Origin of the sequence: Sphingomonas sp. (assembly GCF_964263785.1) — a bacterium.
Lineage (GTDB): Bacteria > Pseudomonadota > Alphaproteobacteria > Sphingomonadales > Sphingomonadaceae > Sphingomonas.
In genome coordinates, this window is sequence record NZ_CAXVWL010000094.1 from 1 (window position 1) to 14,454 (window position 14,454).

The following is a 14,454-nucleotide window of genomic DNA, read 5'->3' on the forward strand; positions in this document are numbered from 1 at the left end:
GTACGAGCTGCCGCTGAACGAAGTGGTGTTCGACTTCTACGATCGGCTGAAGTCGCTGTCGAAGGGCTATGCGAGCTTCGACTACCACCAGATCGGCTACCGCGAGGGCGACCTGGTCAAGATGGGCATCCTGGTCAACGAAGAGCCGGTCGACGCGCTCAGCATGATCGTCCATCGCGGCACCGCCGAAGTACGCGGACGCGGGATGGTGGAGCGGCTGAAAGAGCTGATCCCGCGCCACCTGTTCAAGATCCCGATCCAGGCGGCGATCGGCGGCAAGGTGATCGCGCGCGAGACGATCAGCGCGATGCGCAAGGACGTGACCGCCAAATGCTACGGCGGCGACGCGACGCGCAAGAGGAAGCTGCTCGACAAGCAGAAGAAGGGAAAGCTGAAGATGCGCGAATACGGGAGCGTGAGCATCCCGCAGGAAGCGTTCATCGCGGCGCTGCGGATGGGGGATGAGGGGTAGACTCGTTCAATCCTGTCATTTGTTCTTGGTCAACATCGTATCACGGACAGATAAAGGGGGAGGCGAGCGGCGAGTTGCGCCATGGGCTCGTCGGATGTGACGATCGCCAAGCGGCGCACCCGCGCAGTTGCGATCATGAAGCAGTCCCCCGGATCGTTCTGGCCGTAAATGGCGGGCACACGAGCCGCCTCCAACGTAATGCGGTGCCCGAACGGAGCAAGTTTCGCGCCGGTGAGCCGTCGAGCCAGTCGGAACCAGTCGGCGGGCTCATACCCACCAAGGTCGGGGCGCTTGGCAGGGTTCGGCTTTCTCACCGCAACCGCAGCCTCCCAAGCGACAACGGGTGAAACATAGACCTGGTCGACTGCCTGCGCTGCCGCAATCGCTATCAGTGCGCCATCCTTCATCGGCGCACCGACGAAAAAGCGCACCAGCGCATTCGTGTCCAGCAGTATTCCCGGCATCAAACGTGCGAGGCACGCTTACGACGGGCTTCGTTACGGTCCAGCCGCGCGACCTGTTCAGCCACCGGTTTGCTCAGGTCGATGCCCTTGCGCACCTCGATCTGATCGGCGAGCGCACCGTAGCCGCGGAGGACCAATTTCTCGCCCGACTTCGTCTGGACGATTGCGGGCGGTTCCTGCCCGATCAGCTCGGCAACCAGATTGTCGATCCGTTCCGCTACGCCATGACTGCGCAGGGTGCTGCGAATGCGGCTGTGGGCGTCGGTGAACGGCCTGGCGGGGTCGATCTCGACACCGGCAGCTACTTGTTCGGCCTCCTCCGCCGCAGCGGCAAGCGCCAGATGCAAGCTCTTGCCGGAGCCGAACTCGGGGATGGGGAGGTTGAGCGCGACGCGATCGAAGTGGCGGGCACCAAACTGGCCTTCCGACTGCCATTGCTCGGATGCAGCACGGATTGTTTCGCTGTTGAAAACAGCCATCAGATAGCGGCCCTCGTCAAGGCTCTTCGGCGCTATCCAGTATAGTGCTTGTTCGATTATTGCGTGGTGATCCTCAATAAGGCAAGCAGCGGGCTGGGTACCTGCTTTGCTGAACACTAGACGGAGAGAGGCGATAGGAAACTGACCAGATAACTTCCGCATATAATCGATCTGCCGCTCAAAACTCATCTTGCCCGAGCCGTGATCATCCCAAAGCTTTTCAGCGCGTTTGAGCCAGCGTGCCAAACCGGTATGATTGCGCGCCGAAGCCGCATCGGCGTCGAGCAGCATGTTGCCGGTCTCGTCATAGGGAATGATGCCGAGAGCCGGGGTCAGCCGCCGATATGGCGCGATCGACTCACCCAGCCACACGGGCCGCAGAAACTCCGCCTCAATCGGTCCTTCGAGCGGATCGAGATCGCTCCACGGCTTTTTATCGAGCGTGGTAATGCGGCTGCGCACCCTGGGCGCTTCAGGATTGGCACCCAGCCGCCCGGCGGGCAGCTTCTCGACCAGAACGAGCCGGCGCGGCCACAGCGTTGCCCCGTTGACGAAGCGGTCGCGGTAGGGTGAGGCGCGGGTAACATCTCCTGCGGTAGGCCAAGGTACGTTCGTGACCTGGAGTACCGTCGCCGCCTGGTCGGGCGATGCGTCGCGACGATTGTTCGGCATGCGGCCGGTAAGCTCGATAACCGCTTGCGGGAGTTTGCCCGGTTTGCCGGCCGTGCGTTCGGCAAAGAGGACACACGCGGGCACCGGGAAGAGCGGCGTCAATTGGCTGGGCAGCGCCCATCCTTCGGTGAACCGCACCCGGACCGCATCCGATTTTCGGAACGGAAAGAAGTCGCCCTTGCGGAACTCCGCATAGGGGTCGCGGCTCATCGCCGCATACGGCATGACGAATGCGATCCGCCCATCCGTCTTCATGTAAAGGCTCACCGCGCGCGCGAAGAACAACGCCGACAGGTCGTTGGCGGTAGCGGATTTCCCGCCCACCCAAATCCCGGCACGGGCCGAGTCGTCCTTGAACAGCTTCTGCGTCGCCTGGCTCATCGACGAATAGCGTAGCCACGGCGGATTGCCGACGACCACGTCGGCGCGCTGGCGTTCTCCAGACAGCCAGATCGGCCGCGACAGATTGCGCGCCACATAGCCCCAGATATGATCGCGATCCTCACCGATCAGCCGGGTCAGGACCTCGGCCGTCCCGCACAGCGTTTTCACGTCTTCGGACGCAACGCCGCGCTTCTCCGCCCAGCGCGCGAAATCCTTTGCCGATCGATGTTCATCGGCGAAGCGGATCATCGTCTGTACTGCCTCATCCAGCAGCGCCGGATCGGCGACGATGCTTTCGGGAAAGCGAAGTTGTCCGGGTGCGCCGGGGCTGTCCCTGCCACCCGCCCATGTCTCCGCTGCGGGGACGAGGATCTCCAGTTCGGACCGCCCAACAACTTCCGCGCGGTTCCACTGGAGCGAGTCGCCCAGATAGACCGGTAAGGCGATGGAGCGGGGTCGGCCTTGCGCCATGGTCCCCGCCAGCGCGAGCAGGAACGTGGCGCGAGCGAAAATGACCGCAACCGGGTGGACATCGATTCCCGCCACCAGCGAGGCGGCCCGCGCCACTGCATCTGCAGGAGCGATACCCTCCTTCTCGGCAGCCGCGAGCAGTCGACGGACAGAGTGGAACAGGAAGGTGCCCGATCCGCAGGCGGGGTCGATAACGCGCTGGTTCAATGGATCGGTGATCGCCGCTTCACATACGCGCGCCGCGAGCCAATCCGGCGTGTAATATTCGCCAAGGAAGTGGCGCTCGGCAGGATCGATCAGGCTTTCATAAAGTGCCTTGAGCACGTCCGCCTGTACGGTGTGCAATTGGAAGCGACGGGCCTGATTGGCGATTGCCATGACGAGGGCGGAACCGTCTTCATCGGCCAGTATCCAGTCGAAGAAGTCGGCTTCGACCGCGCCGGTTATGCCCAAATCCTGAAATGCGCGCCCATCGAGCAGATCACGCGCATCGTTCGGAAACCGGTCTGCGAGCGCCTGCGTCGCGAGCGTCTTGGCGACGATGACAAGGTAAGTGTGTTGAAGGAAGAGCGTATCGCCGGCGACATCGTCGCCATATGCGACCTGCAAAAGGCGGCTCCAGAGCGCTCGTTTGGTTGCGACCTCCGGATTGGAGCGATGACGCGCCCACAAGCCTTCCAGATCGGCCCCGCCTTTGATGTAAAGAGGACTTTCGCGGCCCAGCTCCGCACGAATCACATCGGGCTCGGGTTCGAGGGAGTCGGCTATGGCGACGACCGACTCCAGCCAGACCAAGAAATCGCGGCGCGGCGCGCCCTTGAGGTCGTCCTTGACCTTGCGCCCGCCGATGCGTTCGAGTTCGCCTGCGCGCTCGACACCTTGCGGGCGCAGTCCGTAAACGTGGAAATCCGCGCCGTCCGTCAGGATGCCGACCCAAGGCTGGCCCGTGCGCCTCTCCTTCTCTTGCAGATAGCCGGTAAGTTGACGCTCGCCATCGGCGAGTTCCCGATCAAGATTGCTCTTGATCTCAATGATCGTGCGGCCGAGCATCGCGTCGACCCGCCCGGAAACCTCCATCCGCTCCTCCTGCCGGATGGATGACGGTTCCGCCCCCAATCCGTCGGTCAGCAGGCGGAACAGCAGCGAGCGGACTGCTTCGTGCTTGGGACGTTTTGCGAGTTCAACGAGAGTGGCGCGAAGGGCTTCGGTGTTAAGGACCATACAGCGAGACTAGGCGGACAGTCGTCAGGGCGCAACAAAAGTGCTGGCATGGCCATGCCCGGTCCGCTGCTGCTCGAAAGTTTGTCGTTGATCCACAAGAACCTTTACGTCCCTGACCCCCTCCCCTTGCACCACTCCCGCCAGCTCTCCTCGCTGCGCGCCGCTTCCCATTCGTCCTGCGCGGCGGCGATGCGGGCTTCGGCGGCGGCGCGGGCGGCGTACCGGTTCTTGCTGGTCGGGCCGGTCCGCATTCCGCTGTCCGTCATCAAGCGCGGCAGACGCAGCGGGGGTCTGGGTGGGTCGTTGCGGGCGGCCCACAGCGTGGCGCGGCGGTCGGCGAGTTCCTGGCTGATCGGGCTGGCATACAGCGTGCCGTCGACCTTGCCCTTCGGGTTTTCGGTGAACTGGTCGATCAGGTCCATGCAGCGACCGCCCATGTCGAGCACCAGTTCGATATGGGTCAGCTGGCGCAGGTAGAAATCCGCGGCGTACCAGCGGCCGGCGCGGCGCTCGTCCTGCTCCTGGCAAACCTTGATGAGATAGCGCTTCATCATCTCGTCGAGCCAGGCGTTTGCGGCCTTGTCCGACCCGGCATCCTCCTTGGCTTCGCGAGCGGCGCGGCAGGTCGGGCAGTTCTCGGCGGCTTCGCGCTCGATCGTCGCCTTGCTGCGGGTGCCGCCGCCGATGTTGGTGCCGTATCTGGCGGGCATGTGGTGGCGCAGGATGAACATCAGCAGCCGGTCGTTGTACCACCGCTTCTCGCCGACCTGCTTACCGTCATGGAAGATCGGCACGGCGACGCCGTCGCGGGCGCGGTCGATCGCGAGGTCGGCGAGGTGCTGGACGCCGTAATCGAGCGCGGCGGCCCAGGCGGCGCGGAACGATTCGGAACCGGGGGCCCTGCGGAGCTGGTACGCGCCCTCCGCCGCCATGTTGACGCGCGCGGCGGCGTGGCTGACCGATCCGGTCTGGGCGAGCGCTTCGATGAAGGCGCGCTGTCGGGCGGCGGTCCAGCCGTCGTGGCGCGGCTTGCGGCGCGGCACGGGGGTGAAGGCGGGAACGGGCGAGGGCTCGTTCGGGGCGGGCGGGTCGCTGCGGACCGGGGTGCGGTTCTTCATGGCGACGCGGCATTAGGCACAGGTGCTGCGTGTAGGACAGCGGCGGCGCGCATTTTGTTGGAAGTGGCGCCGGAAATGGCGGGCCCAAGATGACGGGCGTGTCATCGCATTGCGCACTTGCGGCCATCCGCCTTGACGCAATAGGCTGATCCGATGGAGCACGGCCCAGTCTTTTTCGACGCCAGCGGACGGCGGCGGCGGCGCTTTGCGGGCGCGGTGGCGGCGTTCTTCGGGCTGCTGGTGCTGGCGGTGGCGGTGTTCGCGGCGTCGATCGGTGCGGTGCCGGCGGCGCCGCTGCTGCCGGTCAACCCGGAGCATCCGGCGCTGCGCGGGCTGCCGCCGCCGCATGGCGGGCTGGTCGCGCAGGCACGGCGCGGGCTCGATCGGACCGGGCGGGCGCTGCTCGGGCGGCAGCGCAGCGGCACCCGGGCGCTGGCGATCGCGTTTCACGCGCCGTGGGACGAATCGAGCGTGGCCAGCCTGGCGCGGCATGTCGACCAGCTCGACTGGGTGATCCCGGGCTGGGTGTCGGTGACCGGCGCGGACCACCACATCACCGTCTTTCGCGACGTGGCGGGACGCGCGATCCTGAACCGCGCGGGGCGCCGGCCGACGATCGTGCCGATGGTGCAGAATGCGGTTGGCGGGAAATGGGACGGCGCGGGGGCGGCGACGCTGTTCGCCGATGCGGGGGCCAGGCGCGCGTTTCTCGACCGGCTGGTGCCGTTCCTGGCCGCCAACCATGCGGGCGGCGCGTTCTTCGACTTCGAGGAGCTGCCGCCAAGCGCGCAGGCGAACTACCGCCAGTTCCTGGGCGAGGCGCAGGCGCGGTTCGCCCCGCGCGGCTGGGTGGTGGCGATCGCGGTGCCGGTGGGGAACGCGGACTGGGATCTGCCCGCTTATGCCAGGGTCGCCGACAAGGTGTTCCTGATGGCCTATGACGAGCACGAGACCGGCGGCGAAGCGGGGCCGATCGCGTCGCGGCGCTGGTTCGCGCAGAGCGTCGCGCGGGCGGCGCGGGGGATACCGGCGGCCAAGCTGGTGGTGGCGATCGGCTCCTATGCCTACGACTGGCATGACGGGGGCGGCGATGCGCTCGACGTCGAGGAGGCGTGGCAGGCGGCGGCCGACTCGGGCACCAAGCCGATGTGGGACGCGGCCAGCCGCAACAGCGGCTTCGCGTACGAGGAGGGCGCGGCGCGCCACGTCGTCTGGCTGCTCGATGCGGCCAGTGCGTATGACGAGCTGGCGATGCTCCAGCGCGCCGGGATGCGGCAGGTGGCGCTGTGGCGGCTGGGATCGGAGGACCCCGGCATCTGGTCGATCTTCGGGCGCGATCACCGCATCCTGCCCGCGCCGTCGGCGATCGACGCGCTGCCGCCGGGAACCAACGTCGATATCGAGGGATCGGGCGAGATCCTCAAGGTCGCGGCCGAGCCGGTCGCGGGCGCGCGCAGGGTGACGCGCGCCGCCGATGGCGGCGTCGGCGGCATGCGCTTCGACCGGCTGCCCTCCCCTTACGTGGTCGACCGCACCGGCTACCGGCGGCGCGACATCGCGCTGACCTTCGACGACGGGCCCGACGCCGAATGGACGCCGCGCATCCTCGATATCCTGAAGCGTACCCGTACGCCCGCGACCTTTTTCATCATCGGCGAGAATGCGCTGACCGAGCATGCGCTGCTCCGCCGCATGGTCGACGAGGGGCATGAGGTCGGCAACCACACCTATACCCATCCCAATCTCGCGACCGTGTCGCCGCGGCAGGTCAAATACGAGCTCAACACGACCCAGCGGCTGTTCCAGGCGTTCACCGGCCGGTCGCTGCGGCTATTCCGCGCGCCCTATTTCGGCGATGCCGAGCCGACCACCGCGGACGAGATCGTCCCCGCGCTGGAGGCGCAGGCCCGCGGCTACATCTCGGTCGGACTCCATGTCGATCCCGACGATTGGAAGCGGCCGGGGGTGCAGGCGATCGTCGACCGGACGATCGCGGGCGTGCGCGCAGGCGACCCCGAGCGCAGCGGCAATGTGGTGCTGCTTCACGACGCAGGGGGCAACCGCGCGCAGACGGTGGCGGCGCTCCCCGTCATCATCGCGCGGCTGCGAGCGATGGGATACCGCTTCGTGCCGGTGTCGACGCTGGCGGGGATACCGCGGACAGAGGCGATGCCGCCGATCTCGGCCGGGGACCGGGTGGCGGCGGGCGCGGACCTGCTGCTGTTCTCGACATTGGGGGCCATGGTGGTCGCGCTGCGCTGGGTCTTCGGGGTGGCGATCGCGATCGGCATTCTGCGCGCGCTGACCCTGTCGGCCCTGGCGCTGGTGCAGGCACGGCGCGAGGGGCGCGTGGTGTTCCCGGCGATCGACCCCGACCGGTTCGTCACGGTGATGATCCCCGCCTTTAATGAGGAGCGGGTGATCGAGCGTGCGGTGCGCGGCGTGCTGGCGTCTACCGATGTGCGGATCGAGGTGATCGTCATCGACGACGGATCGAGCGATGCCACGAGCGCGGTGGTGGCCGCCGCGTTCGCGGGCGACGACCGGGTGCGGCTGGTAACGCTGGCGAACGGCGGCAAGGCGCGCGCGCTCAACCGCGGGCTGGCGCTGGCACGTGGCGAAGTGGTCGTGGCGCTGGATGCGGATACGCAGTTCGAGGCGGCGACGATCGCGCGGCTGGCGCGGTGGTTCGTCGATCCGCAGCTGGGCGCGGTGGCGGGCAATGCCAAGGTCGGCAACCGCGTCAACCTGGTCACCCGCTGGCAGGCGCTGGAGTACATCACCGCGCAGAACCTCGAGCGGCGCGCGCTGGCCAGACTGAACGCGATGACGGTGGTCCCCGGTGCGGTCGGCGCGTGGCGGCTGGAGACGATCCGCGCGGTCGGCGGCTACCCGGACGATACGCTCGCCGAGGACCAGGATCTGACCATCGCGATCCAGCGCGCCGGGTGGCGGGTGGCGTACGACCAATATGCCGTGGCCTGGACCGAGGCGCCTGAGACACTGCGCGCGCTCGCCAAGCAACGCTTCCGCTGGGCGTACGGCACGTTGCAATGCCTGTGGAAGCACCGCGCGGCGATCGGCGGCAGTCATCCGGCGGGGCTCGGCCGTGTGGGATTGCCGCAGGCGATCGTGTTCCAGATCGTGCTGGCGGCGGTGTCGCCGATCATCGACCTGGCGCTGATCGTCAGCTTCTTCACCACCTATCTGGCAGTGGTCGCGCACGGCTGGGCGCAGACGCGGCACGATGTCGAGATCATGGCGGCATACTGGCTGGTGTTCACCGCGATCGACCTGCTGGCGGCGACGATCGCCTTCGCGCTGGAGCGGCGCGAGCGGTGGCGGCTGCTGTGGCTGCTGGTGCCGCAACGAGTCGCCTACCGGCAGGTGATGTATTACGTCGTGCTCAAGGCGATCGCGCAGGCGCTGCGCGGGCCCGTTGTCGGGTGGGGCAAGTTGCAGCGGACCGGGCGGGTCAGCGCAGGGCACTGATCGACGCGGGCTATGCCGACTGGCAGCCGCGCCATATAACGGTGCGCATGTTCCGCCGCCACCTGCTCGCCGCCGTCCTGATCCTCGCTGCGCTTCCGGCCGCGGCGCAAGCGCCGCGCGCGCCGCTGGTGCTCGCCGCTGCCAGTTTGCAGGGGGCGCTCGGCGCGGCTGCCGATGCCTGGGCACGGCACGGGCATCCGCGACCGGTGCTGTCCTATGCGGCCTCGTCGGCGCTCGCGCGCCAGGTGCTTGCCGGAGCGCAAGCGGACCTGTTCGCGTCGGCCGACGAGGACTGGATGGACGTGCTGGCCAAGGCCGGGCGCGTCGTGCCGGGCACGCGTGCCGACATCGCGGGCAACCGGCTGGTGGTGGTCGCCGCGGCGGGCACGCGCGGGCGGCTGACGGCGCGGACGCTGGGACGGGTGCTGGCGCAGGGGCCGGTGGCGATGGCCGATCCCTCCGGGGTGCCGGCGGGGCGCTATGGGCAGGCGGCGCTGGAGCGGCTCCGCGCATGGGCGCAGGTGGCGCCGCATGTGGTGCGCGCGGAGAACGTCCGCGCCGCGCTGGCGCTCGTCGAGCGCGGCGCCGCGCCATACGGCATCGTCTATGCGACCGATGCGCGAGCGAGCGAGCGGGTGCGGGTCGTCGGCGTCTTTCCGGCGAACAGCCATCCGCCGATCCGCTATCCGGTGGCGCGGTTGAAGGGTGCGGGCGCGGAGGCGGAAGGGTTCCGACGCTTCCTGCTGTCGCGTGAAGGGGCGGCGATCCTGACGCACTATGGCTTCACCGCTCCGTGATTTCGGCCGAGGAATGGGGAATCGTGCGGCTCACGTTGCTCGTGGGCGGGGTGGCGTGCGCGGGGACGCTGCCGGTGGCGTTCGCGCTCGCCTGGGTGCTGGCGCGGTGGCGGTTTCCGGGTCGGGTGCTGCTCGATGCGGTCGTTCATCTGCCGCTGGTGGTGCCGCCGGTGGTGACCGGGTGGGTGCTGCTGCTCGCCTTTGCGCCGGGTGGCCCGTTCGGCGCGCTGTCCGGCGGCGTGCTGTTCCGCTGGACCGGCGCGGCGATCGCGGCGGGTGTGATGGCATTGCCGTTGATGGTGCGCGGCATCCGGCTGGGGCTGGAGGGCGTCGATCCGCGGCTGGAGCAGGCGGCGCGGACGCTGGGGGCATCGCGGATGCGGGTGGTGCGGACGATCACGGTGCCGCTGGCGATGCCGGGAGTGCTCGCCGCGCTGGTACTCGGCTTCGCGCGGTCGATCGGCGAGTTCGGGGCGACGATCACCTTTGTCTCCAACGTGCCGGGGCAGACGCAGACGCTGCCGCTCGCGATCTACGCCGCGCTCCAGCAGCCCGGCGGCGAGTCGACGGTGTGGCGGCTGGCGGCGGTGTCGGTGGCGCTCAGCCTGGCGGCGCTGGTCGCGTCGGAGGCGCTGGCGCGACGCAGCGGTCGGGGTAGCCATGTCCTTTGACGTCGATGTCACGCTGCGTCGCGGCAATGCCGAGGTGTGCGTGGCGTTCGCGGGTGGGGACGGCGCAACCGTGCTGTTCGGCCCGTCGGGGATCGGCAAGACCAGCGTCCTCGACATGGTCGCGGGGCTCTTGAAGCCGGACCGCGGCCACATTCGCGTCGGCGGCGTCACGCTGTTCGGCGAAGGCGTGAACGTGCCACCCGACCGCCGCGCTGTCGGCTATGTTTTTCAGGAAGCGCGCTTGTTTCCGCACCTAAAAGTTCGCGCCAACCTGCTCTACGGCGCCAGGTCTGACGAACGGTTGCAAGCGACCGCCGACATGCTCGACATCGCGCACCTGCTCGACCGCTGGCCGCGAACGCTGTCGGGGGGCGAGGCGCGGCGGGTGGCGATCGGGCGGGCGCTGCTGAGCGACGCGCGATTTCTACTGCTCGACGAACCCCTTGCCTCGCTCGACCGGGCGCGGCGCGAAGAGGCGATGCGCGCGATCGAGCGGGTGCGCGACGAGGCGGGGTTGCCGATCCTGATGGTGACGCACGACCCGGAGGAAGCCGAGCGGATCGGCACGCGGGTGGTGCGAATGTAGGGAGCTATGCCGCCGCCGGCCTGCCCGGCCCTCGCACGATGGCCACCGCGCCCGCGAGGACCGCTGCATCCTCGACGAAGCCGGTGGCGGTCTGGCCGTAGCGCGGCATCGTCGCCATCCGGGCGCGCCAGCCCGGATAGGAGGCAACAATCGCGGTGACGCCGCCGACCGCCGCGCCGAGCCAGCGTCGGCGGCGTGGCACGAGTGCCGCACCCGCGATCGCGGAAGTAACGAAGCGCGCGGCGAGACCGATGGGGACGATGCGGTCGGGCGCGGTCTTCTGCTTGTCGCCCGCCATCTCACCGGCCGCGAGCGCCAGCGCGGCGGCAGCGGCGAGCGGATGGGTGAGAATGCGCGGCGCGCCATTATCGTCGGGCAGCTCACCCCGCGCGGCGGCGATGGCGACGGCCGCGAGCGGGGTCATCGCGCGCTGGCCGCCGACCAGGCCGATCAGGAACGAAGCAAGCATGCGGATCTCCAAGGGCCAATCGGATGGGTCAACGCGCGCGAAGGCTGGCGGGGTCCTTGCCGGGCTCGGCAGCGCTTGCGAAAAGGACCGTTGAGGATGGTACTTTTTTGATATCGCCTTTCCTGGAACAGACCATTAGTCTCATGGCGGAGTGAGCAGCGGTCGGCGATCGGTCTTGGTGCTGCGCCCTCCGAAGCGTTGCCGGGATTGCTGGTTCGCCGGCGGCATGGCACAGAGAGTGATGGCTGTCCCTATGTCCGATCACCCCCTCTTCTTCCGGTTCCGATGAGCGGACGTCCGCTCTCGCCGCCCTGGGCCTCGCCGGGCGGTGGTGGCGGTGGCGGCGGTGGCGGTGGCGGCGGCCCACCCCCGGCTCCCCCCAAGAAGCCCGAGGTCACGACGGGACTCGGCGCCGACGTCGACAAGATCGCCGACCAGTCGCCCACGCTCAAGGACAACCTGAAGACGCTGCAGGCCGATGGCTGGACCACGGTCTACGGCGAGGCCGGCAAGGGCAGTTTCTGCGACAAGACGGGCAAACGGATCGTCATCGATCCGAACGACAAGGGCAACCCGGCCGGCGTCGCCCAGACGCTTGCGCACGAAAGCGGCCACGCGCTCTATACCGCCGATCCCTATGTGAAGCCCGACGGCCTGACGCGCGAACAATATATCGCGCAGAATGCCAACCGGCATCTCAAGGACGAAGGCGAAGCGACGCTCACCAACATCAAGGTGCGCGACGAAATCGTGAAGAATGGCGGGCCGGATATCGGCGTCGCCGGCGCCCAGGCCAAGAAATACGAGGATATCGCAAAAAAGTACCCGGACGCCGCCGACCGGGACAAGGCGCGCCAGGAGATCGCGAACGTCTTTGCAAACGGCGAGCATCCAAGCACGGACCCGACCAAGACCTATGAGGATTATTACGGCAAGACGTACGCGAAGTTTTGGGACGAACACGTGGCCAAGAAATGATCCTGCGCTTGCTCGCGTTTGCCATGACAATGGCGTGCGCGTACGGCGCCGGTGGGACAGCGACAGGTGACAGAATGCGCGTGCTGGATGGGATTGACCGCCTCGTCAAAGCGAGGAACGAGAGTATCGATGCACTCGGCCGCGTTGTGCGCCGCCCGTTGCGAGAGGCGGGATCGACCGATTATTTCGAGGTTGTCGCATCGCAATTCACGGACGACAGCCCGTATACCAGGATCGAGGTGCGCAAGCCGCGCAGGCCGCCGATGAACCGGGGGCTGATCATCGTCGACGTGCGCATGGCGGATTGCATCCACGGAACGTCCGTCGTCGAACGCTATGGTCAGGTCGACGACCTCTCGCCGCCGGATCCGCGCGGACCGGCGGACCAGCCGACCGATTATGTGTATCACCGGTCCTGGGGAAAGCTGAGTTTCGGTTTCGTCGACACCCCGGGCGGCCAGTGCCTGTCGCGCGCGGTGATCGACTGGAAGCTGTAGCGGTCGGGTCCAACCCGGCACCCGCCAGCCTCCGTCCTGAGGCGAGCAGGAACGCCCCCGCGCGTTACGCAAGGGCGTCCGTTGCAGGAGCCGCCCTCGTGTGTTCGCTGCCGGCGTACGCCACGCCGTGGGACGAGAACGGCTTCGCCGCTGACGCCGCCGCCGTGGCGAGTCCTCGGATCGCTTCGCAACCCGAGGCCGCCCGCACCTAGCGCTTGGAAAACTGGAAGCTGCGGCGAGCCTTGGCGCGGCCGTACTTCTTGCGCTCCACGGTGCGGCTGTCGCGGGTAAGGAAGCCTGCGGCCTTCACCGGCGCACGCAGGATCGGCTCGTAGCGGGTGATCGCCTGGCTGATGCCGTGCTTCACCGCGCCCGCCTGGCCCGACAGCCCGCCGCCCTTGACGGTGCAGACGATGTCGTACTGGCCCTCGCGCTCGGTCACGCCGAACACCTGGTTGATGACGAGGCGCAGCGTCGGCCGTGCGAAATACACTTCCTGGTCGCGGCCGTTGATCGTGATCTTGCCGGTGCCGGGCTTCAGCCAGACGCGCGCGACCGCATCCTTGCGGCGGCCGGTGGCGTAGGCGCGGCCCTGCTTGTCGATGATCTGCTCGCGCAGCGGCATGGTGGGTGCGGCGGGCTCCTCGATGCGGCCGGCCATGTAATCCTGGGCCTCGGCGTCCGAAGCGGCGTTGGCGGCGGCGGTCGTCGGGGCCGAAGCCACCGGCGCCGAGGTCAGCGCGGCGAGATCGGCGAGGGACTGGCGGTTGTCGGTCATTATGCGCCCACCTTGTTCTTGCGGCTCATGCCAGCGATGTCGAGCACTTCGGGGTTCTGTGCGGTGTGGGGATGCTCGGTGCCCTTGAAGATGCGCAGGTTGCGCATCTGCTCACGACCGAGCGGCCCGCGCGGGATCATCCGCTCGACGGCCTTCTCCAGCACGCGCTCGGGGAAGCGGCCTTCGAGCACCTTGGCCGCAGTCACGCCCTTGATGCCGCCGGCATAGCCGGTGTGCTTGTAGTAGATCTTCTTCTCGGCCTTGTTCGACGTGAAGCGGATCTTGTCGGCATTGATGACGACGACATTGTCGCCGCAATCGACGTGCGGGGTGAACGACGTCTTGTGCTTGCCGCGCAGCACGTTGGCGATGACCACCGCGGCGCGGCCGACGACCAGGCCGTCGGCGTCGACGATGTGCCACTTCTTCTCCACCTCGTGCGGCTTGGCCGATTTGGTGGTCTTCATGAGCGCCTTCATGGGCGAGACCTTTCGAAACAGACGTGCGCCGCCCGGTGACGGACAGCGCGTTGCCGCGTGCTAATGACCGGCGGACCGCGAAACGTCAAGCTTTCTGCGGCTTTGCTGACGGGTATTGCGATACCTTAGGCATGCTGACGGCCGATCGCGTGCGCAGCGGCGACGGCGGCAATCAGCAGCAGCGCCGCGTTCGCCTGGTGCGCGACGGCGACGCCGATCTGCACGCCGGTCATCAGTGTGGCGATCCCCAGCATGATCTGCAGCGCGACCAGCCCGGTGACGAGGAAGCCGGCCTGCGAGCCGACGCGGGTCGCGGCGACGCTGAGCCAGAGGAGACCGGCGGCGGCGGCGAAGGCGAACCAACGATGGATGAACTGCACGACGACGGGGTTGTCGATCGCGTTGGTCCAGGCGGGGCTCAGCATC

13 protein-coding genes and 1 pseudogene are annotated in these 14,454 nt (G+C 67.9%); 7 read left to right on the forward strand and 7 right to left on the reverse strand.

Annotated elements, in window-relative coordinates; genetic code table 11:
• A pseudogene (locus tag ACE5C1_RS12650) lies at positions 1 to 472 on the forward strand (elongation factor 4); the annotation flags it as partial.
• 29 nt (positions 473 to 501) lie between these two features.
• On the opposite strand, the gene ACE5C1_RS12655 reads toward ACE5C1_RS12650, so the two are convergent.
• The 3 genes from ACE5C1_RS12655 to ACE5C1_RS12665 all read right to left on the reverse strand — a co-directional run bounded on the left by ACE5C1_RS12655 (position 502) and on the right by ACE5C1_RS12665 (position 5,281).
• Entirely contained in the window at positions 502 to 936 is a 435-nt protein-coding gene (locus ACE5C1_RS12655) for a PIN domain-containing protein (RefSeq protein ID WP_374944433.1), read from the reverse strand.
• Positions 936 to 4,163, reverse strand: coding sequence for an N-6 DNA methylase (locus ACE5C1_RS12660; protein ID WP_374944434.1), 3,228 nt, complete (start codon positions 4,161 to 4,163; stop codon positions 936 to 938). Before ACE5C1_RS12660 ends, ACE5C1_RS12655 begins: the two co-directional genes overlap by 1 nt.
• Before the next feature lie 104 nt (positions 4,164 to 4,267).
• Complete coding sequence (locus ACE5C1_RS12665) at positions 4,268 to 5,281, reverse strand: hypothetical protein (protein ID WP_374944435.1); 1,014 nt, start codon at positions 5,279 to 5,281, stop codon at positions 4,268 to 4,270.
• A 153-nt stretch (positions 5,282 to 5,434) separates the two neighbouring features.
• Here ACE5C1_RS12665 and ACE5C1_RS12670 point away from each other — a divergent pair, with 153 nt between their 5' ends.
• From ACE5C1_RS12670 to ACE5C1_RS12685, 4 genes are read left to right on the forward strand one after another with little or no spacing between them, the layout of a single operon-like run.
• Complete coding sequence (locus ACE5C1_RS12670) at positions 5,435 to 8,773, forward strand: polysaccharide deacetylase family protein (protein WP_374944436.1); 3,339 nt, start codon at positions 5,435 to 5,437, stop codon at positions 8,771 to 8,773.
• Between the two features lie 47 nt (positions 8,774 to 8,820).
• Complete coding sequence (modA, locus tag ACE5C1_RS12675; RefSeq protein ID WP_374944437.1) at positions 8,821 to 9,570, forward strand: molybdate ABC transporter substrate-binding protein; 750 nt, start codon at positions 8,821 to 8,823, stop codon at positions 9,568 to 9,570.
• The gene (gene modB, locus ACE5C1_RS12680; protein WP_374944438.1) at positions 9,567 to 10,241 is read left to right on the forward strand and encodes a molybdate ABC transporter permease subunit; all 675 of its coding nucleotides are present in this window, start codon (positions 9,567 to 9,569) and stop codon (positions 10,239 to 10,241) included. The genes modA and modB overlap by 4 nt, the downstream gene beginning before the upstream one ends.
• A complete protein-coding gene (locus ACE5C1_RS12685; RefSeq protein ID WP_374944439.1) occupies positions 10,231 to 10,827 on the forward strand; it encodes an ATP-binding cassette domain-containing protein in 597 nt (198 codons plus the stop codon). The genes modB and ACE5C1_RS12685 overlap by 11 nt, the downstream gene beginning before the upstream one ends.
• Positions 10,828 to 10,831: 4 nt before the next feature.
• Here the strand turns inward: ACE5C1_RS12685 and ACE5C1_RS12690 are convergent, their stop codons facing one another.
• Positions 10,832 to 11,296 (reverse strand): DUF4126 family protein, encoded by a 465-nt coding sequence (locus ACE5C1_RS12690; RefSeq protein ID WP_374944440.1) that lies wholly within the window; start codon positions 11,294 to 11,296, stop codon positions 10,832 to 10,834.
• 198 nt (positions 11,297 to 11,494) lie between these two features.
• Between ACE5C1_RS12690 and ACE5C1_RS12695 the strand changes: the two genes are divergently transcribed.
• Positions 11,495 to 12,274 carry a DUF6782 family putative metallopeptidase gene (locus ACE5C1_RS12695; protein ID WP_374944441.1) on the forward strand — a complete coding sequence of 260 codons (780 nt, stop codon included), beginning with the start codon at positions 11,495 to 11,497 and terminating at the stop codon, positions 12,272 to 12,274.
• Positions 12,271 to 12,771 (forward strand): hypothetical protein, encoded by a 501-nt coding sequence (locus tag ACE5C1_RS12700; protein WP_374944442.1) that lies wholly within the window; start codon positions 12,271 to 12,273, stop codon positions 12,769 to 12,771. The genes ACE5C1_RS12695 and ACE5C1_RS12700 overlap by 4 nt, the downstream gene beginning before the upstream one ends.
• A gap of 208 nt (positions 12,772 to 12,979) precedes the next feature.
• Here the strand turns inward: ACE5C1_RS12700 and rpsI are convergent, their stop codons facing one another.
• From rpsI to ACE5C1_RS12715, 3 genes are all read right to left on the reverse strand, one after another.
• Positions 12,980 to 13,549 carry a 30S ribosomal protein S9 gene (gene rpsI / locus ACE5C1_RS12705; RefSeq protein WP_374944443.1) on the reverse strand — a complete coding sequence of 190 codons (570 nt, stop codon included), beginning with the start codon at positions 13,547 to 13,549 and terminating at the stop codon, positions 12,980 to 12,982.
• Positions 13,549 to 14,028, reverse strand: a complete 480-nt coding sequence (rplM, locus tag ACE5C1_RS12710) for a 50S ribosomal protein L13 (protein ID WP_374944444.1) — start codon at positions 14,026 to 14,028, stop codon at positions 13,549 to 13,551. The genes rpsI and rplM overlap by 1 nt, the downstream gene beginning before the upstream one ends.
• A gap of 125 nt (positions 14,029 to 14,153) precedes the next feature.
• On the reverse strand, positions 14,154 to 14,454 hold a 301-nt coding region (locus ACE5C1_RS12715), incomplete at its 5' end, for a COX15/CtaA family protein (protein ID WP_374944445.1).

Excerpts from the sequence above, each read along its gene's own strand:
- ACE5C1_RS12690 (WP_374944440.1), bottom strand. The coding sequence starts at position 11,296 with ATGCTTGCTTCGTTCCTGATCGGCCTGGTCGGCGGCCAGCGCGCGATG.
- rplM (WP_374944444.1), bottom strand. The coding sequence starts at position 14,028 with ATGAAGGCGCTCATGAAGACCACCAAATCGGCCAAGCCGCACGAGGTG.
- modA (WP_374944437.1), top strand. The coding sequence starts at position 8,821 with ATGTTCCGCCGCCACCTGCTCGCCGCCGTCCTGATCCTCGCTGCGCTT.
- ACE5C1_RS12655 (WP_374944433.1), bottom strand. The coding sequence starts at position 936 with ATGCCGGGAATACTGCTGGACACGAATGCGCTGGTGCGCTTTTTCGTC.
- ACE5C1_RS12665 (WP_374944435.1), bottom strand. The coding sequence starts at position 5,281 with ATGAAGAACCGCACCCCGGTCCGCAGCGACCCGCCCGCCCCGAACGAG.
- ACE5C1_RS12660 (WP_374944434.1), bottom strand. The coding sequence starts at position 4,163 with ATGGTCCTTAACACCGAAGCCCTTCGCGCCACTCTCGTTGAACTCGCA.
- ACE5C1_RS12670 (WP_374944436.1), top strand. The coding sequence starts at position 5,435 with ATGGAGCACGGCCCAGTCTTTTTCGACGCCAGCGGACGGCGGCGGCGG.
- ACE5C1_RS12685 (WP_374944439.1), top strand. The coding sequence starts at position 10,231 with ATGTCCTTTGACGTCGATGTCACGCTGCGTCGCGGCAATGCCGAGGTG.
- ACE5C1_RS12700 (WP_374944442.1), top strand. The coding sequence starts at position 12,271 with ATGATCCTGCGCTTGCTCGCGTTTGCCATGACAATGGCGTGCGCGTAC.
- rpsI (WP_374944443.1), bottom strand. The coding sequence starts at position 13,549 with ATGACCGACAACCGCCAGTCCCTCGCCGATCTCGCCGCGCTGACCTCG.